Genomic DNA, 18,501 nt, shown 5'->3' on the forward strand with positions numbered 1-18,501 from the left:
GAGGTCCGAGGGCCGCGCCGCGACGGCCGCCCCCGCGTCATCCCTGCGCACGGCCCCGGAACCGGTACGGAACCGCCGGGAAAGTCCCACCTTGGGACGCGCGCGGCGCTTCGAGAGGAGCAGGCATACGGGGCACATGCGTACGACCGCTGCCCCGTACGCGTCCAGGCAGCGGTCGCACCCGCGTCCGCGTCGCCGTACGGCCCGGTGCGGCCGGTACGGCTAGTGCGGCGCCCCCCGCCACCCCGCCACCGGCAGGGCGAACTTCGCGACCAGGCGGTCCGTGAAGGAGGCGTGGTGGAGGCGGGCCAGGCGGACCGGGATCGCGCCGCGGCGGACCTCGACGCGGGCGCCCGCGGGGAGTTCGACCGAGCGGCTGCCGTCGCACCACAGGACGCCGTGCGGCGTCTTGGGCTGCACCTCCACCGCGAGGACCGACTCCGGGGAGGTGACCAGCGGCTTGGCGAAGAGCGCGTGGGCGCTGATCGGGACCATCAGCAGGGCCTCGACCTCGGGCCAGACCACCGGGCCGCCCGCCGAGAAGGCGTACGCGGTGGAGCCGGTCGGGGTCGCGCAGACCACGCCGTCGGCACCGAAGCGGGACACCGGGCGGCCGTCGACCTCGGTGACGACCTCCAGCATCCGTTCGCGCGCCGCCTTCTCCACCGACGCCTCGTTCAGCGCCCAGTCGGTGTGCACCACGGTGCCGTTGTTGCGGACCAGGACGTCGAGGGTCATCCGCTCCTCGACCTCGTAGGCGCGGGTCACCACCCGGTCCACGACCTTGTCCAGGTCGTCCCGCTCGGCCTCGGCGAGGAAACCGACCCGGCCGAGGTTGACGCCCAGCATCGGCACGCCGGACGTCCGCGCGAAGTCCGCACCGCGCAGCAGGGTGCCGTCGCCGCCCAGTACCACCAGCAGCTCACAGCCCTCGGCCGCGCACTGTTCCGTCGCCACCTGCTCGACGGAGTCCGGCAGCGGCAGGTCGGCGGCCTCGGCCGCCAGCACCCGTACGCCGATACCGCTGCGCAGCAGCCCCTGGACGACCAGTTCGGCGCTGCGGACGGCCGCGGGGCGGCCGGTGTGGGCGAGCAGGAAGACCGTGCGGCCCTTGCCGGCGAGCGGCACGGGTGCGGGGGCGGACACCGCCTCGGCCTGCGGTGCCTGCTGTTCCTGCGGTGCTTCGGACGTTCCAGAAGTGGTCAACGCGGCCCCTCCGCCACTGCACGCTCGACATCCGCCGGGTCCAGGGCAGGCGCACCGGCGCGGAGCCACAGAAAGTACTCGACGTTGCCCGACGGTCCGGGCAGGGGGCTCGCGGTGACGCCCAGCACGCCGAGTCCGAGCTCCGCCGCGCGCTCCCCGACCATTCGCACCGCCTCGGCCCGCAGCTGCGCGCTGCGCACCACGCCGCCGCTGCCGAGGCGCTCCTTGCCGACCTCGAACTGCGGCTTGACCATCAGGACGAGGTCCGCGTCCGGCGCCGAGCAGCGGACCAGCGCGGGCAGCACGAGGCCCAGCGGGATGAAGGAGAGATCGCCCACGACGATGTCGGCGGGCACCCCGTCGATCTGCTCGAGGGTGAGCTCCCGGACGTTGGTGCGGTCCTTCACCGTCACCCGGTCGTCGCTCTGCAGCGACCAGGCGAGCTGCCCGTACCCGACGTCCACGGCGACGACGTGCCCGGCGCCGGCCCGCAGCAGGACGTCGGTGAAGCCGCCGGTCGAGGCGCCCGCGTCCAGCGCCCGGCGGCCCTCGACCTTCAGGCCCTTCGGTACGAAGGCGGCCAGCGCGCCCGCGAGCTTGTGGCCGCCGCGCGAGACGTAGTCCGGGTCGTTCTCGTCCTCACGCACGACCAGCGCGGCGCTGGTCTCCACCTGGGTGGCGGCCTTGCTCGCCGGCTGCCCGCCGACCGTCACCCGGCCCGCGGCGATCAGCTGGCTCGCGTGCTCGCGGGAGCGGGCCATCTTGCGGCGCACCAGCTCCGCGTCGAGTCGGCGTCGTGCCACACCTGCCACCGGGGTTCAGCTCCTGATGTCGTTCTGTGCGCCGGGGCGGGGCCCCGGCTGCTGGTCCAGGGAGGCCAGCGTGGTGCGCAGCCCCCGGTGGACATCCTCGTACACCGCGAGATGGCCGCCGACGGCGAGGTGGTCGGCGTCGCCGAGCCGGGCCAGCCGGCCGTCCACCTCGGGATGCCCGGTCGGGGTGACCGCCACGCCGAGCGGCCGCGGGCCCGCGGGCTCCTCCGGGGGCGTGTCGGGGCCGTCGAAGGGGGGCTCGTCGGGTGCCGCGGCGGCGTCGGACGCCGGGGCGGTCTCCGGTTCCGGCCGCTCGGCGCCGGGGTTCGGCTCGTCCATGTCCCCGACGCTACCGCGAACCGGTGGCGCTCCGGCGGACGAAGCGGGTCTGAGCTGGGTATCGTCCTTGCGATGGCTTCCCTTGAACAGTGCCGAGCGGCCCTGGACCGGCTGGCACAGAATCTCTCCGCCTCGCCGGACGGCGCCGTGCGCGGCGCCGCCGCGGTGGACCGCTCGCTGAGCTGCCGCATCACCGATCTGGACGTCACGTTCGTGGGGCGGCTGGTGGACGGCACCCTCACGGACGTCACCGCCGTACCGGGCCCGCCGCCCGAAAGAGCGCAGATCCGGCTCGCCATGACCGGCGACGACCTGGTCGCGATGGTCGACGGCGAGCTGCACTTCGCGCGGGCGTGGGGCAGCGGCCGGGTGAAGCTGGAGGCCGGCTTCCGCGACCTCCTGCGGCTGCGGACGCTGCTGTAGGGCCCTCGCCGGATCAGGCCGCCGCTGCCTTACGGGGCGTGCGCGCCGCCGGGATGATCAGCGGCGTACCGGTCTGCGGGTCGTCGATGATCTGGCACTTGAGGCGGAAGACCCGCTCGATCAGGTCGGCGGTGACCACGTCCGCCGGGGCGCCCTCGGCGACGACCTCGCCGCCGCGCATCGCGATGATGTGGCTGGCGTAGCGCGCGGCGTGGTTGAGGTCGTGCAGTACCGCGACGAGCGTGCGGCCCTGTTCCTCGTGCAGCTGGGCACAGAGGTCCAGGACCTCGATCTGGTGCTGGATGTCGAGGTAGGTGGTGGGCTCGTCCAGGAGCAGCAGCGGGGTCTGCTGGGCGAGGGCCATGGCGATCCAGACCCGCTGCCGCTGGCCGCCGGAGAGCTCGTCGACGTACCGCTCCCCCAGCTCGCCGACGCCGGTGGCGTCCATCGACTCCTGGACGATCCGCTCGTCCTCGTCCGACCACTGGCGCAGCAGGCCCTGGTGCGGGTAGCGGCCGCGGGAGACCAGGTCGGCGACGGTGATGCCGTCGGGGGCCGTGGAGGACTGCGGGAGCAGGCCGAGGGTGCGGGCGACCTTCTTGGCGGGCTGCGAGGAGATCGAGGAGCCGTCCAGCAGGACCGAGCCCGCCTGCGGCTTGAGCATCCGGGACAGCGCGCGCAGCAGGGTGGACTTGCCGCAGGCGTTGGGGCCGACGATGACCGTGAAGGAATTGTCCGGGATGTCGACCGAGAGCTGCTCGGCGATGACTCGCTGGTCGTAGGCGAGGGTGACGTTCTGCGCCGCGAGACGGCTCACTTCGGCTCTCCTGGGGTGGTACGGCGGGTCGGTTGCGGGGTGGCGGCGGCCGGGCCGCCCGGGGTCGAGGCGGCCGGGCCGCCCGGGGACGGGGCGGTCATACCCGGCCCGCCTTGCGCTCATTGGCCAGCAGCCACAGCAGATAGCCGCCGCCGAGGACGCCGGTGACCACGCCGACCGGGATCTGGTCGGCGCCGAAGACCCGCTGCGAGACGAGGTCGGCGAGGACCAGCAGCACGGCGCCCATCAGGGCCGAGGGCAGCAGGTTGGGGCCGGTGGCGCGGGTGAGGCGGCGGGCGAGCTGCGGCGCGGTGAGCGCGACGAAGGCGATGGGCCCGGCGGCGGCGGTGGCGGACGCGGTCAGGACGACGGCGGCCAGCAGCGCGACGACGCGGACGCGGCCCGTACGGACGCCGAGCGCGGCGGCCGAGTCGTCGCCCATCTCCAGCATGGCCAGCGGCCGGCCGCAGAGCAGGATCACCGGGACCAGGACGGCGCAGACCGCGGCCAGCGGCCACACCTGGTCCCAGTCGCGGCCGCTGAGGGAGCCGGTCATCCAGGTGGTGGCGCGGGTGGCCTCGACGATGTTCGCCTTGGTCATCAGGTACAGGACGATGGCGTAGAGCATCGCGGCGGCACCGATGCCGACCAGGACGAAGCGGTAGCCGTGCACGCCGCGCTGCCAGGCGAGCAGGAAGATCGCGACGCCGGTGAGGACGCCGCCGACGACCGCGCCCGCCGCGATGGCGACGGTGGAGCCCTGCAAGTACACGATGACGAAGAGGGCGCCGACGGAGGAGCCCTGCGCGAAGCCGAGCACGTCGGGGCTGCCGAGCGGGTTGCGGGTGACGGTCTGGAAGACCGCGCCGGCCAGCCCGAGGCAGACGCCGACCAGCAGCGCGACCAGGACCCTGGGCAGCCGCAGGTCGTTGACGATCAGTTCCTGGCCGGGGTTGCCGCCGCCGCTGAGGGTGGTGAGGACGTCGCCGAAGGACATCGGGAAGTCGCCGGTGCCGATGAGCAGGACGCCGGACGCGAGCGCCACGAGGAGCAGCAGCAGGCCCGCCAGTACGGCCCGGGGGTGCAGCCGCAGCGACAGCCCGCCGGCGGTGCGCAGGGCCTTCACGGCCGGGCGCGCGGAGGTCTTGGTGGGAGTGCTCACAGCTGTGCCATCTTCCGTCGCCGTACGAGATGGATGAAGACCGGGCCGCCGATGACGGCCGTGACGATGCCGACCTGGAGCTCGCCGGGCCGGGCCGCGATCCGGCCGATGATGTCGGCGCCGAGCAGCAGCACCGGCGAGAGGACCGCGGAGTACGGCAGGATCCAGCGCAGGTCGGGGCCGGTGAGGGCGCGTACGGCGTGCGGGACCATCAGGCCGACGTAGACGATGGGTCCGCAGGCGGCGGTGGCGGCGCCGCACAGCAGGGTGACGGCGGCCATGGCGAGGACGCGGGTGCGGGTGAGCTTGGCGCCGAGGGCGCGGGCCTGGTCGTCGCCGAGCGCGACGGCGTTCAGCGGCCGGGCGAGGAGCAGCGCGAGCAGCGTGCCGACGGCGATGAAGGGCGCGATCTTCTCGACGGTGGGCGCGGTGGCCGAGGCGAGCGAACCGACCGTCCAGAAGCGCATCTTGTCCAGGGACGCGGTGTTCATGAGGTTGACCGCGTTGAGGTAGCCGGTGAGGGCCGCGGTGAGGGCGGTACCGGCGAGCGCGAGCCGGACGGGGGTGGCGCTGCGGGTGCCGCCGAGGACGTACACGGCGGCGGAGACGACGGCGGCACCGGCGAAGGCGAACCACACGTACGAGGTGAGGGAGGTGACGCCGAAGAAGGTGATGCCGGTGACGACGGCGGCGGAGGCACCCGCGTTGATGCCGAGGACGCCGGGGTCGGCGAGGGGGTTGCGGGTGAGCGCCTGCATGACGGCGCCGGCGAGGCCGAGGGCCGCGCCGGCGAGCAGGCCGAGCAGGGTGCGGGGCAGCCGGACGTCGCGGACGATCACATCGGTGTCGGTACCGGAGTAGTGCATGACGCCGTGCCAGACATCGGCCACAGGTATCTGTTTCGAGCCGACGGCGATACCGAGGACGGTGATGACCGCGAGGATGCCGAGGGCGGCGAGGAGTCCCGCGGAGCGGGTGACCTGCCGTCGCCGGGGCACCACGGGCGCGGCGGCTGCTTCAGGGGGGCTGTCGACCAACACGTCGATTAGGTTAGCCTAACCTCACGTTGCCCACTCAGGCCCTCCCCAGAGAGAAGTGCGTCCCTATGAGCATGTCCCCCAGACCTTCCCTGTCCCGACGCGGCCTGCTGGCGGCCGGCGGGGCCGTGGGCGTCGGCGCCCTGCTCGCCGCGTGCGGCAGCGAGAAGAGCTCGGGGCCGGCCGGCGGCGAAGGCAAGGGCGGACCCTGGAGCTTCACCGACGACCGCAAGCAGAAGGTCTCCCTGAAGACTGTGCCACAGCGCATCGTCGCCTTCACCGGCACCGCCGCCGCGCTGCACGACTTCGGCATCGACGACCAGATCGTCGGCGTCTTCGGCCCGACCAAGCTCAAGAACGGCAAGCCCGACCCGCAGGCCGGCGACCTGGACATCTCCAAGGTCACCATCATCGGCAACGCCTACGGGCAGTTCAACGTCGAGAAGTACGCGGGACTCGCCCCGGATCTGCTCGTGACCAACATGTACGAGCCGGGCGCCCTGTGGTTCGTGCCGGCGGAGAGCAAGGACAAGATCACCAAGCTCGCCAAGAGCGTCGCGATCACCTCCTCCCGCACCCCGATGGTGAAGATCATCGAGCGGTACGCCGAGCTCGCGGAGTCCCTGGGCGCCGACCTGAAGGCCAAGAAGGTCACCGACGCCAAGGCCCGCTTCGAGAAGGCCGCGGCGCGGCTGCGCACGGCCGCCAAGTCCAACCCGGTCAAGGTCCTCGCCTGCTCCGGCAGCCCCGACCTCTTCTACGCCTCCAACCCGGGCATCAACGCCGACCTCATGTACTTCAAGTCGCTCGGCGTGGACCTGATCGTCCCGGACAACCTGGACAAGGGCGGCTACTTCGAGTCGCTCAGCTGGGAGAACGCCGACAAGTACAAGGCGGACGTGCTCCTGCTCGACAACCGCACCGCCACCCTCCAGCCCAAGGACCTGGCCGCCAAGCCCGCTTGGGCGAAGCTGCCCGCCGTCAAGGCGGACCAGATCGCCCCCTGGTCCAGCGAGCCCCGCTTCTCCTACGCGGGCGCCGCCCCGCTCGTCGAGGGCCTCGCCAAGGCCATCGAGGACGCCAAGAAGGTCAGCTGACGCACCGGGGCCCGGCCGCGCACCCGCCGCCGGCCCTCCGCGACTCCACCCAAGGGAGGTCTTCCCCCGCATGACCACGACCGCCGCCCCCGCCACCGCCCCGTTCCGCTTCTTCGACCTGTACGTCGTGCGCACCCGCCGGCTCGGCCCCTCGATGGTCCGGATCACCTTCGGCGGCGCGCGCCTGCCGGAGCTGCTGACCGGCGGCCGCGACCAGCGGGTGAAACTCTTCTTCCCGCAGGCGCACCAGAGCGTCCCGGTCTTCGACGACCAGGGCGACGGCTGGTACGCGGCCTGGCGTGCGCAGGACCCGGCCGAGCGCAGCATCATGCGGACGTACACGGTCCGCGCGCAGCGCCAGGACCCGGCGCCGGAGCTGGACGTGGACTTCGCGCTGCACGGCGCAGAGGAGGGGACCTCGGGACCGGCCGGCCGGTGGGCGGCGAACGCCGTGCCCGGCGACCGGATCAGCATCCTGGGCCCGGTGGTCGAGGACAACGGCGGCGTGGACTTCCGCCCGCCGCAGGGCACCGACTGGATCCTGCTGAGCGGCGACGAGACGGCCCTGCCGGCCATCGCGAACATCCTGGCCTGGCTGACGCCCGGCACCAAGGCCAAGGTGTGGATCGAGGTGGGCCACGCGGCGGACCGCCAGGAGCTGCCCTCCTTCGCCGACGCCGACATCACCTGGCTGGTGCGCGAGGAGTCGGCGGCCGACCGTACGGACCGCGTGGTGGAGTCCGTACGCGCCGCCGAGCTGCCCGAGGGCACGCCGTACGCCTGGATCGCGGGCGAGTCCGGCACGGTCAAGGCGCTCCGCCGGCACCTGGTCAAGGAGCGCGGCTTTGACCGCAGGGCCGTGAAGTTCACCGGCTACTGGCGGCGCGGCGCGAGCGAGGAACAGCTGCTGGCCGAGCTGACGGCGGCCGCGGAGAAGTGAGCAGACGAAGGGGCCCGTCCGGCGGACGGGCCCCTTCCCCGTGCTTACAGCCCGAGCCGGGCCAGCGCCTTCCCCGCCCCGGCCGTGCACCGGCCGTCCCCGGCAGCCGTCCAGGCCGCAGCGCACAGTGCCCGCAGCCCGTCCAGAGGGGAGCCCTCGCCATCGAGTACGAGCGTGTCCTCGGCCACCGAGGCGACCCAGCCGCCGCACCGGAAGCCGTCGTCCGCCGCCGTCACCGCCGGCTGCGGCCCGAGGATGCCGCGCAGGTCGGCGTCCACGTACGTGGGGCGGTGCTCGGGCGGCGCGGCCAGCAGCTCGGCGGCCGTGGTGACGCCGGTGAGCACCAGCAGCGAGTCCACCCCGCCGTTGAACGCGCCCTCGATGTCGGTGTCCAGCCGGTCGCCGACCACCAGCGGCCGCTTCGCCCCCGTGCGCAGCACGGTCTCGCGGTGCATCGGCGGCTGCGGCTTGCCCGCGACCTGCGGCGTGCCGCCGGTGGCGATCCGTACGACCTCCACCAGGGCGCCGTTGCCCGGTGCGATGCCGCGCTCCTTCGGGATCGTCAGGTCGGTGTTGGCCGCGAACCACGGCACGCCGCGGCCGACCGCATAGGCCGCCTCCGCCAGCTGCTCCCAGTTCTGCTTGGGGTCGTAGCCCTGCACCACGGCGGCGGGGGCGTCCTCGGCCGAGTCCACCGGCACCAGGCCCCGCTCGCGCAGCGCGACCTTCAGGCCCTCCCCGCCGATCGCCAGGATCCTCGCGCCCTCGGGCACCTGACCGGCGATCAGCCGGGCGACCGCCTGCGCGGAGGTGACGACGTCGCCGGGCTCGGTCGGCAGGCCGTACCCGGAGAGCTGCGCGGCCACGGCGTCCGGGGTGCGCGCCGCGTTGTTCGTGACATACGCCAGGTGCATCCCGCCGTCGCGTGCGGCGGTCAGCGACTCCACGGCGTGCGGGACGGCGGACCCGCCCGCGTACACGACGCCGTCCAGGTCCAGCAGCGCCGTGTCGTACGCCTCGCTCAGCGCCCGGCCGCTGCCCTCCGGCCGCGTCCGCACCCGCTCGTCCATGCCGTCCAGCTCCTTAACCATCCATACCGCGCACAAACGGCCATTTCCCGCCGCATTGCGTTACTCCCCCGATCATCCCTCACCACCCCGAGCGGCATAGCATTTGCCAATGACCAGCACCGACGGCCTGCGCCTGGACACCTTTCGCGGACTGCGTTACGCACCCCACCGGGTGAGCAGTCTCACCGCGGTCACCTCGCCCCCGTACGACGTGGTGGTCCGGCCGGACGGCGTCACGCACCTGGAGACCGCCGATCCGTACAACATCGTCCGGCTGATCCTGCCGCACGCGGCGGACCCGGCGACCCGGCACCGCAAGGCCGCCGACACGCTCGCCCGCTGGCGCGCCGAGGGCGTCCTCGCGCCCGATCCGCAGCCGGCGCTGTACGTGTACGAGCAGCGCAGGGGCGATGTGCTGCAGCGCGGCATCATCGGTGCGCTGTCGCTGGACGGGCCGGTGCTGCCGCACGAGGACGTGATCGCCGAGGTGGTCGACGACCGGGCCGCGCTGATGCGTACCGCGGCCGCAAACTTCGAGCCGCTTTTGCTGTCGTACCGGGGCGAGGGGACGGCGAGCGGCGCCACCGCGGTGATCGAACGCACCACGCAGCTGCCGCCGCTGCTGGCCACCACGACCGAGGACGGCTTCGCGCACCGGCTGTGGGCGGTGACCGACCCGGCCGACCTGGCGGCGGTGGACGCGGATCTCTCGGCCCGGCAGGCGCTGATCGCGGACGGGCATCACCGCTGGGCGACGTACCAGCGGCTCGCCGAGGAGCAGGGCGCCGGAGCCGGCTCGCCCTGGTCCCGCGGCCTGGTGCTGCTCGTGGACACCGCCCGCTATCCGCTGCGGGTGCGGGCCATTCACCGTGTGCTGCCGCATCTGCCGCTGGAGCGGGCGCTGGCGGAGCTGGGGGGCGCCTTCCGCGTGCGCGAGGTGCCCGGGCCGCTGCCCGCGGCGCTGGAGGCGCTGGAGGCGGCGCAGGGCAGCGCGTTCCTGCTCGCCTCGGGCCCGGACTCCTTCCGGCTGCTGGACCGCCCCGATCCGGAGCTGCTGGAGCGGGCGATCCGTACGGACCGGCCGGAGGAGTGGCGGCGGCTGGATGCCACCGTTCTGCACTCCGTTCTGCTGGACGAGGTGTGGCGGATTCCGGACCACCCGGACGGCATCCGCTACATCCACGACACGGACGCGGCGCTCGAACAGGCGGAGAAGCACGGCGGTACGGCGGTCCTGATGCGGGCCGTGGACGAGGAGACGGTCCGTCAACTGGCGGCCCAGGGCGTGACGATGCCGCGCAAGTCGACCTCGTTCGGTCCGAAGCCGGCGACGGGACTGGTGCTGCGCACGCTCGACGCGGACAGCTGACACACCGCCACTCCCCTGGAACACCCTTCGCGTCCCTCCCTGGGTACCCCCTGCCCGCATCGACAACAGGTTAGGTTAGGCTTACCTCACCAAGTCGACGGCTGGGGGCTCTCCCCAACCGTCCCGCGCGGGCCCGACCAGCCCGTATCAGGGAGGACACGTTCATGACTTTCCTCGCGCCGACCGGCGAGGACCCGTCCCAGGCTCCTGCCCCCGCTCTCACCGGCAGCAAGGACCACCTGCTCAACGACGCCACCGTCCAGTACTACCGCGACGCGGTACGCGACGGAGTCGACCGGGTGGCCGCCAAACTCGCGGCGACGGACCGTCCCTTCACCGGTATGACCGCGGACCGGCTCGCCCCCGCGGTGCGCGGCATCGACCTGGAGACCCCGCTCGGCGACCCGGCCGCCGCCCTGGACGAGCTGGAGGACATCTACCTCCGCGACGCGGTCTACTTCCACCACCCGCGCTACCTCGCCCACCTCAACTGCCCCGTGGTCATCCCCGCGGTGGTCGGCGAGGCCGTCATGGCGGCCGTCAACTCCTCCCTGGACACCTGGGACCAGAGCGCCGGCGGCACCCTCATCGAGCAGCGCCTCATCGAGTGGACCGCGGGCCGCATCGGCTTCGGCGACCACGCCGACGGCGTCTTCACCAGCGGCGGCACCCAGTCCAACCTCCAGGCCATGCTGCTCGCCCGCGACGAGGCCCGCCGCCTCGCCCGCGAGGCCCACCCGCACCTGGACGACACCGAGATCCGCACCCGCCTGCGCATCCTCACCTCCCGGGTCAGCCACTTCAGCATCGAGAAGGCCGCCACCCTCCTCGGCCTCACCCCCGAAGCCGTCCTCGCGATACCCGTCGACGACGAGAAGCGCATGCGCACCGACGCCCTGGAGAAGGAGCTCGGCCGGTGTGCCGAGGAGGGCCTCATCCCGATGGCCGTCGTCGCCACCGCCGGCACCACCGACTTCGGCTCCATCGACCCGCTCCCCGAGATCGCCGCGCTCTGCGCCCGCGAAGGCGTCTGGATGCACGTGGATGCCGCGTACGGCTGCGGCCTGCTGGTATCGAAGCGCCGCGGCCGCCTCGACGGCATCGAGAACGCCGACTCGGTCACCGTGGACTACCACAAGTCCTTCTTCCAGCCGGTCAGTTCCAGCGCCGTCCTCGTCCGCGACCGCACCACCCTGCGGCACGTCACGTACCACGCCGACTACCTCAACCCGGAGCGGATGGCGAAGAAGCGCATCCCCAACCAGGTCGACAAGTCGCTCCAGACCACCCGCCGCTTCGACGCGCTCAAGCTCTGGATGACGCTCCGCATCATGGGCGCCGACCAGATCGGCGAGCTCTTCGACGACGTCGTGGACCGCGCCGAGGACGGCTGGCGCCTCCTGGACACCGACGACCGCTACGAGGTCGTCACCCGCCCCTCGCTCTCCACCCTGGTCTTCCGTTACATGCCGGACCGGGACGCGGACCCCGAGCTCGTCGACCGGATCAACCTCTACGCCCGCGAGGCGCTCGCCGCCTCCGGCGAGGCCGTCATCGCCTCCACCGTCGTCGACGGCCGCCACTACCTCAAGTTCACCCTGCTCAACCCCGAGACCACCCTCGGCGACATCGCCGCGGTCCTCGATCTGATCGCCGAGCACGCCGGCTCCCGCCTCGCCGCAGAGGCCACCCCGGAACTCACCAGCGCTCGCTGACCGCCCTCACCGGAGACCCCGTGCCTACCAACCCCCCGCACGCCGCGCCCGAACACGACTTCATCGCCATCGGCCTCGGACCGTTCAACCTGGGCCTGGCCTGCCTCACCGAACCCCTCGCCGAACTCGACGGCCTCTTCCTGGAGTCCAAGCCCGACTTCGAGTGGCACTCGGGGATGTTCCTCGACGGCGCCCACCTCCAGACGCCGTTCATGGCCGACCTGGTCACCCTCGCCGACCCCACCTCCGAGTACTCCTTCCTGAACTACCTCAAGGAATCGGGCCGGCTGTACTCCTTCTACATCCGCGAGAACTTCTATCCGCTGCGCGAGGAGTACAACGACTACTGCCGCTGGGCCGCCGCCAAACTGAGCAGCGTCCGCTTCGGCCACCGGGTCGACTCCGTCGAGTACGACGAGACGGCCGGGCTGTACCTCGTCCACGGCACCGACCTGGCCACCGGCGAGCGACGCACCCACCGCGGCCGCCGCCTCGTGCTCGGCACCGGCACCCCGCCCTACCTCCCCGACTCCTGCCGGGACCTGGGCGGCGACCTGATCCACAACTCGCGCTACCTGCCGAACCGGGAAGCGCTCCAGGCCAAGGACTCGATCACCCTGGTCGGCAGCGGCCAGAGCGCCGCGGAGATCTACTACGACCTGCTCTCCGAGATCGACGTCCACGGCTACAAGCTCAACTGGGTCACCCGCTCCCCGCGCTTCTTCCCGCTGGAGTACACCAAGCTCACGCTGGAGATGACCTCCCCCGAGTACGTGGACTACTTCCACACGCTCCCCGAGGCCACCCGCTACCGCCTGGAGTCCCAGCAGAAGGGTCTCTTCAAGGGCATCGACGGCGAACTCATCGACGCGATCTTCGACCTGCTCTACCAGAAGAACCTCAAGGGCCCGGTCCAGACCCGGCTGTTCACCAACACCGCGCTGAACGACGCCTCGTACGACGAGACCACCGGCACGTACACGCTGGACCTGCGCCACGAGGAGCAGGAGCGGGACTTCGCCCTGGAGACCCAGGGCCTGATCCTCGCCACCGGCTACCGCTACACCACCCCGGACTTCCTGGCGCCGGTCGCCGACCGCATCCGCCTGGACGGCCACGGCCGCTTCGACGTCGCCCGCAACTACAGCGTCGACCACAGCGGCCAGGGCATCTTCCTGCAGAACGCCGGCGTCCACACGCACAGCATCACCTCGCCCGACCTGGGCATGGGTCCCTACCGCAACGCGTACATCATCGCGGAAATGCTGGGCCGCCAGCCCTACGCCGTGGAGAAGACCATCGCGTTCCAGGAATTCGGAGCACCGGAAGGCATCGTCCGATGAGCGACAAGAACAGCGCCCCTGAGATCCTCTTCAGCCGTACCGACCCCGCACTCGGCGAATTCGCCGTCCGCGCGCTCGACCCCCTCAAGGACTCCGAGCTGCTGCACTCCTGGGTCACCCACCCCAAGGCGTCGTTCTGGATGATGCAGGACGCCAAGCTCCCCGACGTGGAGCGCGAGTACATGGGCATCGCCGCCGCCGAGCACCACGACGCCTTCATCGGACTGCACAACGGCCGCCCCGCCTTCCTCATGGAGCGGTACGACCCGGCCCACGTCGAACTGGTCGGCCTCTACGACCCCCAGCCCGGCGACGTCGGCATGCACTTCCTGACCGCGCCCAGCGACACCCCCGTACACGGCTTCACCAAAGCCGTCATCACCACCGTCATGGCGATGCTCTTCGAGGACCCGGCCACCGCCCGCGTCGTCGTCGAGCCCGACGTGCACAACAAGGCCGTCCACGCCCTCAACGAAGCCGTCGGCTTCGAGATCGTCCGGCAGATCGCCAAGCCGGAGAAGGACGCCTACCTCAGCACCTGCACCCGCGAGCAGTACCTTGCGGCGATAGGAGTGACCACCCGATGAACGCCGCCACCACCCCCAGCGAAGCCGTCGCACACCTCACCCCCGAACTCTGGGACCGGGCCGGCCGCCTCCTCATCCGCAAGGCGCTGGCCGAGTTCACCCACGAACGCCTCCTCACCCCCCGCCCGATGCTGGACGGCCGCTACTCCGTCCGCAGCGACGACGGCACCGTGGAGTACCGCTTCGCCGCCCAGGTCCTCACCCTCGACCACTGGCAGATCGACGCCGACTCCATCACCCGCCACCGCGAGGACACCGACCTCCCCCTCGACGCCGTCGAGTTCTTCATCGAACTGCGCGACGCGCTCGGCCTCAGCGACGAGATCCTCCCCGTCTACCTGGAGGAGATCAGCTCCACCCTCGCCGGCACCGCGTACAAACTGACCAAGGACCACGTCCCGGCCGACGAGCTCGCCAAGTCCTCCTTCCAGGACATCGAGACCGGCATGACCGAGGGTCACCCCTGCTTCGTGGCCAACAACGGCCGCCTCGGCTTCGGCATCCACGAGTACCGCCAGTACGCCCCCGAGGCCGCGGCCCCGATCCAGCTCATCTGGCTGGCCGCCCGCCGCGACCGCGCCACCTTCACCGCCGGCGCCGGCCTCGACTACGAGACGCTGATGCACGCGGAGCTCGGCGAGGAGACCCTCAACCGCTTCGCCTCGGTCATGTCCGCCCAGGGCCTGGACCTCGCCGACTACCTCCTCCTGCCCGTCCACCCCTGGCAGTGGTGGAACAAGCTCTCCGTCACCTTCGCCGCCGAGGTCGCCCAGCAGCGCCTCGTCTGCCTCGGCCCCGGCGACGACGAGTACCTCGCCCAGCAGTCCATCCGGACCTTCTTCAACACCAGCAACCCCGAGCGCCACTACGTCAAAACGGCCCTCTCGGTCCTCAACATGGGCTTCATGCGCGGCCTCTCCGCCGCGTACATGGAGGCCACCCCGGCCATCAACGACTGGCTGGCCGGCCTCATCGACAGCGACCCGGTCCTGCGCGGCACCGGCCTGACGATCATCCGCGAGCGCGCCGCCATCGGCTACCACCACCGCCAGTACGAAGAGGCCACCACCAAGGGCTCCCCGTACCGCAAGATGCTCGCCGCGCTCTGGCGCGAGTCCCCGGTACCGTCCCTCGCCCCCGGCCAGCGCCTCGCCACCATGGCCTCGCTGCTGCACACCGACCGCGACGGTGCCTCCTTCGCCGGCGCGCTGATGCGCGAGTCCGGCCTGAGCGCCGTGGAGTGGCTCCGCCGCTACCTCAAGGCGTACTTCACGCCCCTCCTGCACAGCTTCTACGCCTACGACCTGGTCTTCATGCCGCACGGCGAGAACGTCATCCTCGTCCTCGAGAACGGCGTCGTACAGCGCGCGATCTACAAGGACATCGCCGAGGAGATCGCGGTCATGGACCCCGACGCGGTCCTCCCCCCGGCCGTCGAACGCATCCGCGCCGACGTCCCCGAGGACAAGAAGCTGCTGTCGATCTTCACCGACGTCTTCGACTGCTTCTTCCGCTTCCTCAACGGCATCCTCGTCACCGAGGGCCTGCTGGACGAGGAGACCTTCTGGCGCACGGTCGCGGAGTGCGTCACCGAGTACCAGGCGTCCGCGCCCGAGCTCGCGGACAAGTTCGCCCAGTACGACATGTTCGCCGAGGAGTTCGCGCTCTCCTGCCTGAACCGCCTCCAGCTGCGCAACAACAAGGAGATGGTCAACCTCCAGGACCCGGCCGGCGCCCTCCAGCTGATCGGCAACCTGCGCAACCCGATCGCCCGCTTCGCCCCGGACCGGGCCACGGAAACGGCCGCGGTGGCGTGACGCCGCGGTAACGGCCGCCCGGCCCGACGGTCCGGGGCGGGCGGCCGGAAACGCAAGAGGGCGGGATCCCAGTGGGATCCCGCCCTCTTCACTACCTACCTAGCTGCGGGCAATTGGGCGCAGCGGCACCTCCACGGCGGGGACGCCGCACACCGCACCCCAGCCCCCACAGCGCTGCGCCTACTTGTCCGCGTCCGCCCCCGGCTCGGAGTCCTCGTCCTTGTCGGAGAAGGTGGGCACGACGGGGTCGACGGCCACGGGCTGCACGGGCTCGGCGGCCTCGACCGGCTCGGTCGGCTGGACCGGCTCGGTCGGCTCGGTCGCGGCGGCGTCAGCGGCAGCCGCGGTGGGGGCCTCGTCCTCCTCGTCCTCCGCGTCCTCCGCCGCATCCGCGGCCTCGTCCTCGTACTCGTCCGCCAGCGCGTCCGTGAACTCCACGCCGTCCAGCTCCGCCAGCCGGTCCGAGGCGTCCGTCGTACCGCCCTGGTCGGCCTCCAGCGCCTTCGCGAACCACTCGCGCGCGTCTTCCTCGCGGCCGACCTCCAGCAGCGCGTCGGCGTACGCGTAGCGCAGCCGCGCGGTCCACGGGTGCACCGCGTTGGACGCCAGCTCGGGGCTCTGTAGCGTCACGACCGCGGCGTCCGCCTGGCCCATGTCGCGCCGGGCACCCGCCGCGACCAGCCGCATCTCGACCTGACCGGCCTTGTCCAGCCGCTGCACCTCGGGCTCGCCGGCCATGGCGAGGGCCTTTTCGGGCCGGCCCATGCCGCGCTCGCAGTCGGCCATCACCGGCCACAGCTCCGCGCTGCCGGTCATCCGGCGCGCCGCCCGGAACTCCGCCAGCGCCTCGCTGTACTTGCCGAAGCCGTACGCCGCGAAGCCGGCCGCCTCGCGGACGGCGGCGACGCGGGACGCGAGCCGCAGCGCCACGCGGGAGTAGGCGTACGCCTTCTCGGGGTCCTCGTCCAGCAGCTTCGCCACCATCACGAGGTTGCGCGCGACGTCCTCGGCGAGCGTCTTCGGCAGGCTCAGCAGCTCCTGCCGCACGTCCTTGTCGATCTCGTCACCGGTGACGTCGTCCGGAATCGGCAGCCGCTTGATCGGCTCCCGCCGGTCATCCCGACGATCGTCGCGCCGGTCGTCCCGGCCGCGCCCCTGCCCGTACGGCCGACGCCCACCCCGGTCGTCGTCCCGCCGGAACCCACCGCGGTCGCCGCCACGATCGTCACGGCGGAAGCCACCGCGGTCGCCACCACGGTCGTCCCGACGGTCATCGCGCCGGAAGCCGCCCCGGTCGCCACCACGGTCGTCACGGCGGAACCCACCGCGCTCGCCGCCACGGTCATCGCGACGGAAGCCACCGCGGTCACCGCCGCGGTCGTCACGGCGGAAGCCGCCCCGGTCGCCACCGCGGTCGTCCTCGCGACGGGGGCCACGGGGCCGGTCATCGCGACGGAAGTCCCCACGGTCCGCGCCGCGGTCGTCGCGCCGGAAACCGCCGCGCTCACCGCCACGGTCGTCACGGCGGAAGCCGCCCCGGTCACCACCGCGGTCGTCCTCACGACGCGGCCCACGCGGCCGGTCATCGCGACGGAAGCCGCCACGGTCGCCGCCACGATCGTCCCGACGGAAGCCGCCACGGTCACCACCGCGCTCGTCACGACGGTCATCGCGACGGAACCCACCGCGGTCCCCACCGCGCTCGCCGCCGCGGTCATCGCGGCGGAAGCCGCCGCGCTCGCCGCCGCGATCGTCCCGACGGAAGCCGCCCCGGTCACCACCGCGGTCGTCCTCGCGACGCGGCCCACGCGGCCGGTCATCCCGACGGAAGTCCCCACGGTCGCCGCCGCGGTCGTCGCGACGGAAACCGCCGCGCTCGCCACCGCGGTCATCGCGACGGAAGCCGCCACGGTCGTCCTCACGACGCGGCCCACGCGGCCGGTCGTCACGGCGGTCGTCCCGCCGGAAACCGCCACGCTCGCCACCGCGGTCATCGCGACGGAAGCCGCCGCGGTCACCACCGCGCTCGCCACCACGGTCGTCCCGACGGAAGCCCCCGCGGTCTCCACCACGGTCATCACGACGGTCGTCCCGACGGAAGCCGCCGCGCTCGCCGCCACGGTCGTCACGACGGCCATAGCCGCCACCGGCGGCACCGGCGCCGCCGGGACGGCTGCCGCGGTCGTCACGACGCGGGCCGCGCGGACGGTCACCGCCGCGCTCGCCACCACGGTCGTCACGTCGGTCATCGCGACGGAAGCCGCCACGGTCACCACCATCGCGCCAGCGCGGCTGGCGCTCCGATCGGTCGTCGGGAGAATTGGTGGACATCGACGTGACTCCTGTCTTCGGTACTGCAAGTCATTCTCACGCACCGACCAGTTCGGCGCGCTTCGGCAAAACAAAAAGGACCCTTGGTCCCAGCATGCACGCTGGGACCAAGGGTCCTGAAAGATTGTTCGGCGGCGTCCTACTCTCCCACAGGGTCCCCCCTGCAGTACCATCGGCGCGGAAAGGCTTAGCTTCCGGGTTCGGAATGTAACCGGGCGTTTCCCTAACGCTATGACCACCGAAACCCTATCGGGTTCGAGCGAACAAGCACACTCTTCAGTTAAGTAAATGAAGTGAAACTTGGTTCAACCGACGCTGCGACTGTTCGCAACCCGGGAACCACACAGTGGACGCGAGCAACTGAGGACAAGCCCTCGGCCTATTAGTACCAGTCAACTCCACCCGTTACCGGGCTTCCATATCTGGCCTATCAACC

General features: G+C 72.0%; 17 protein-coding genes and 2 rRNA genes. 8 read left to right on the forward strand and 11 right to left on the reverse strand.

Annotated features, from left to right (window positions below):
- Nucleotides 1-222 precede the first annotated feature (222 nt).
- From ACIGXO_RS29145 to ACIGXO_RS29155, 3 genes are read right to left on the reverse strand one after another with little or no spacing between them, the layout of a single operon-like run.
- Complete coding sequence (locus ACIGXO_RS29145) at nt 223-1,146, reverse strand: NAD kinase (protein WP_399792746.1); 924 nt, start codon at nt 1,144-1,146, stop codon at nt 223-225.
- A gap of 56 nt (nt 1,147-1,202) precedes the next feature.
- Nucleotides 1,203-2,018, reverse strand: coding sequence for a TlyA family RNA methyltransferase (locus ACIGXO_RS29150; protein ID WP_399792695.1), 816 nt, complete (start codon nt 2,016-2,018; stop codon nt 1,203-1,205).
- Nucleotides 2,019-2,024: 6 nt separating this feature from the next.
- Nucleotides 2,025-2,357 carry a hypothetical protein gene (locus tag ACIGXO_RS29155; RefSeq protein ID WP_399792697.1) on the reverse strand — a complete coding sequence of 111 codons (333 nt, stop codon included), beginning with the start codon at nt 2,355-2,357 and terminating at the stop codon, nt 2,025-2,027.
- Between the two features lie 72 nt (nt 2,358-2,429).
- Here ACIGXO_RS29155 and ACIGXO_RS29160 point away from each other — a divergent pair, with 72 nt between their 5' ends.
- Nucleotides 2,430-2,780 carry a sterol-binding protein gene (locus ACIGXO_RS29160; protein WP_399792699.1) on the forward strand — a complete coding sequence of 117 codons (351 nt, stop codon included), beginning with the start codon at nt 2,430-2,432 and terminating at the stop codon, nt 2,778-2,780.
- A 13-nt stretch (nt 2,781-2,793) separates the two neighbouring features.
- Here ACIGXO_RS29160 and ACIGXO_RS29165 read toward each other — a convergent pair whose 3' ends face one another.
- From ACIGXO_RS29165 to ACIGXO_RS29175, 3 genes are all read right to left on the reverse strand, one after another.
- Complete coding sequence (locus tag ACIGXO_RS29165; RefSeq protein WP_399792701.1) at nt 2,794-3,597, reverse strand: ABC transporter ATP-binding protein; 804 nt, start codon at nt 3,595-3,597, stop codon at nt 2,794-2,796.
- A gap of 97 nt (nt 3,598-3,694) precedes the next feature.
- Nucleotides 3,695-4,759 (reverse strand): FecCD family ABC transporter permease, encoded by a 1,065-nt coding sequence (locus ACIGXO_RS29170; protein WP_399792702.1) that lies wholly within the window; start codon nt 4,757-4,759, stop codon nt 3,695-3,697.
- The gene (locus ACIGXO_RS29175) at nt 4,756-5,796 is read right to left on the reverse strand and encodes a FecCD family ABC transporter permease (protein WP_399792748.1); all 1,041 of its coding nucleotides are present in this window, start codon (nt 5,794-5,796) and stop codon (nt 4,756-4,758) included. Before ACIGXO_RS29175 ends, ACIGXO_RS29170 begins: the two co-directional genes overlap by 4 nt.
- Before the next feature lie 68 nt (nt 5,797-5,864).
- On the opposite strand from ACIGXO_RS29175, the gene ACIGXO_RS29180 reads away from it, so the two are divergent.
- Nucleotides 5,865-6,893, forward strand: a complete 1,029-nt coding sequence (locus ACIGXO_RS29180) for an ABC transporter substrate-binding protein (RefSeq protein WP_399792704.1) — start codon at nt 5,865-5,867, stop codon at nt 6,891-6,893.
- Between the two features lie 70 nt (nt 6,894-6,963).
- A complete protein-coding gene (locus ACIGXO_RS29185; RefSeq protein ID WP_399792705.1) occupies nt 6,964-7,833 on the forward strand; it encodes a siderophore-interacting protein in 870 nt (289 codons plus the stop codon).
- Between the two features lie 44 nt (nt 7,834-7,877).
- On the opposite strand, the gene ACIGXO_RS29190 is transcribed toward ACIGXO_RS29185, so the two are convergent.
- Entirely contained in the window at nt 7,878-8,903 is a 1,026-nt protein-coding gene (locus tag ACIGXO_RS29190; RefSeq protein WP_399792708.1) for an HAD-IIA family hydrolase, read from the reverse strand.
- Between the two features lie 109 nt (nt 8,904-9,012).
- Between ACIGXO_RS29190 and ACIGXO_RS29195 the strand changes: the two genes are divergently transcribed.
- The 5 genes from ACIGXO_RS29195 to ACIGXO_RS29215 all read left to right on the forward strand — a co-directional run bounded on the left by ACIGXO_RS29195 (nt 9,013) and on the right by ACIGXO_RS29215 (nt 15,734).
- Nucleotides 9,013-10,272 carry a DUF1015 family protein gene (locus ACIGXO_RS29195; protein WP_399792710.1) on the forward strand — a complete coding sequence of 420 codons (1,260 nt, stop codon included), beginning with the start codon at nt 9,013-9,015 and terminating at the stop codon, nt 10,270-10,272.
- A gap of 164 nt (nt 10,273-10,436) precedes the next feature.
- A complete protein-coding gene (locus ACIGXO_RS29200; protein WP_399792712.1) occupies nt 10,437-11,987 on the forward strand; it encodes a pyridoxal phosphate-dependent decarboxylase family protein in 1,551 nt (516 codons plus the stop codon).
- Between the two features lie 20 nt (nt 11,988-12,007).
- Nucleotides 12,008-13,330 carry a lysine N(6)-hydroxylase/L-ornithine N(5)-oxygenase family protein gene (locus ACIGXO_RS29205; protein ID WP_399792714.1) on the forward strand — a complete coding sequence of 441 codons (1,323 nt, stop codon included), beginning with the start codon at nt 12,008-12,010 and terminating at the stop codon, nt 13,328-13,330.
- Nucleotides 13,327-13,917, forward strand: coding sequence for a GNAT family N-acetyltransferase (locus ACIGXO_RS29210; RefSeq protein WP_399792716.1), 591 nt, complete (start codon nt 13,327-13,329; stop codon nt 13,915-13,917). The genes ACIGXO_RS29205 and ACIGXO_RS29210 overlap by 4 nt, the downstream gene beginning before the upstream one ends.
- On the forward strand, nt 13,914-15,734 hold the full coding sequence (locus ACIGXO_RS29215; protein WP_399792718.1) for an IucA/IucC family protein: 1,821 nt from the start codon (nt 13,914-13,916) through the stop codon (nt 15,732-15,734). Before ACIGXO_RS29210 ends, ACIGXO_RS29215 begins: the two co-directional genes overlap by 4 nt.
- A 180-nt stretch (nt 15,735-15,914) precedes the next feature.
- Here the strand turns inward: ACIGXO_RS29215 and ACIGXO_RS29220 are convergent, their stop codons facing one another.
- The 4 genes from ACIGXO_RS29220 to ACIGXO_RS29235 all read right to left on the reverse strand — a co-directional run.
- The gene (locus ACIGXO_RS29220) at nt 15,915-16,781 is read right to left on the reverse strand and encodes a hypothetical protein (protein WP_399792720.1); all 867 of its coding nucleotides are present in this window, start codon (nt 16,779-16,781) and stop codon (nt 15,915-15,917) included.
- Entirely contained in the window at nt 16,763-18,001 is a 1,239-nt protein-coding gene (locus ACIGXO_RS29225) for a hypothetical protein (protein WP_399792722.1), read from the reverse strand. The genes ACIGXO_RS29220 and ACIGXO_RS29225 overlap by 19 nt, the downstream gene beginning before the upstream one ends.
- Before the next feature lie 190 nt (nt 18,002-18,191).
- A 5S ribosomal RNA gene (rrf, locus tag ACIGXO_RS29230) occupies nt 18,192-18,308 on the reverse strand.
- 119 nt (nt 18,309-18,427) lie between these two features.
- Nucleotides 18,428-18,501: ribosomal RNA gene (locus ACIGXO_RS29235) — 23S ribosomal RNA — on the reverse strand; the annotation flags it as partial.

Origin of the sequence: Streptomyces sp. NPDC053542, from assembly GCF_044544685.1 — a bacterium.
Classification (GTDB): Bacteria; Actinomycetota; Actinomycetes; order Streptomycetales; family Streptomycetaceae; genus Streptomyces.

Bases quoted from the DNA above. Each gene is read 5' to 3' on its own strand.
- ACIGXO_RS29155 (WP_399792697.1), bottom strand. From the start codon at position 2,357: ATGGACGAGCCGAACCCCGGCGCCGAGCGGCCGGAACCGGAGACCGCC.
- ACIGXO_RS29160 (WP_399792699.1), top strand. From the start codon at position 2,430: ATGGCTTCCCTTGAACAGTGCCGAGCGGCCCTGGACCGGCTGGCACAG.
- ACIGXO_RS29180 (WP_399792704.1), top strand. From the start codon at position 5,865: ATGAGCATGTCCCCCAGACCTTCCCTGTCCCGACGCGGCCTGCTGGCG.
- ACIGXO_RS29185 (WP_399792705.1), top strand. From the start codon at position 6,964: ATGACCACGACCGCCGCCCCCGCCACCGCCCCGTTCCGCTTCTTCGAC.
- ACIGXO_RS29190 (WP_399792708.1), bottom strand. From the start codon at position 8,903: ATGGACGAGCGGGTGCGGACGCGGCCGGAGGGCAGCGGCCGGGCGCTG.
- ACIGXO_RS29195 (WP_399792710.1), top strand. From the start codon at position 9,013: ATGACCAGCACCGACGGCCTGCGCCTGGACACCTTTCGCGGACTGCGT.
- ACIGXO_RS29200 (WP_399792712.1), top strand. From the start codon at position 10,437: ATGACTTTCCTCGCGCCGACCGGCGAGGACCCGTCCCAGGCTCCTGCC.
- ACIGXO_RS29210 (WP_399792716.1), top strand. From the start codon at position 13,327: ATGAGCGACAAGAACAGCGCCCCTGAGATCCTCTTCAGCCGTACCGAC.
- ACIGXO_RS29215 (WP_399792718.1), top strand. From the start codon at position 13,914: ATGAACGCCGCCACCACCCCCAGCGAAGCCGTCGCACACCTCACCCCC.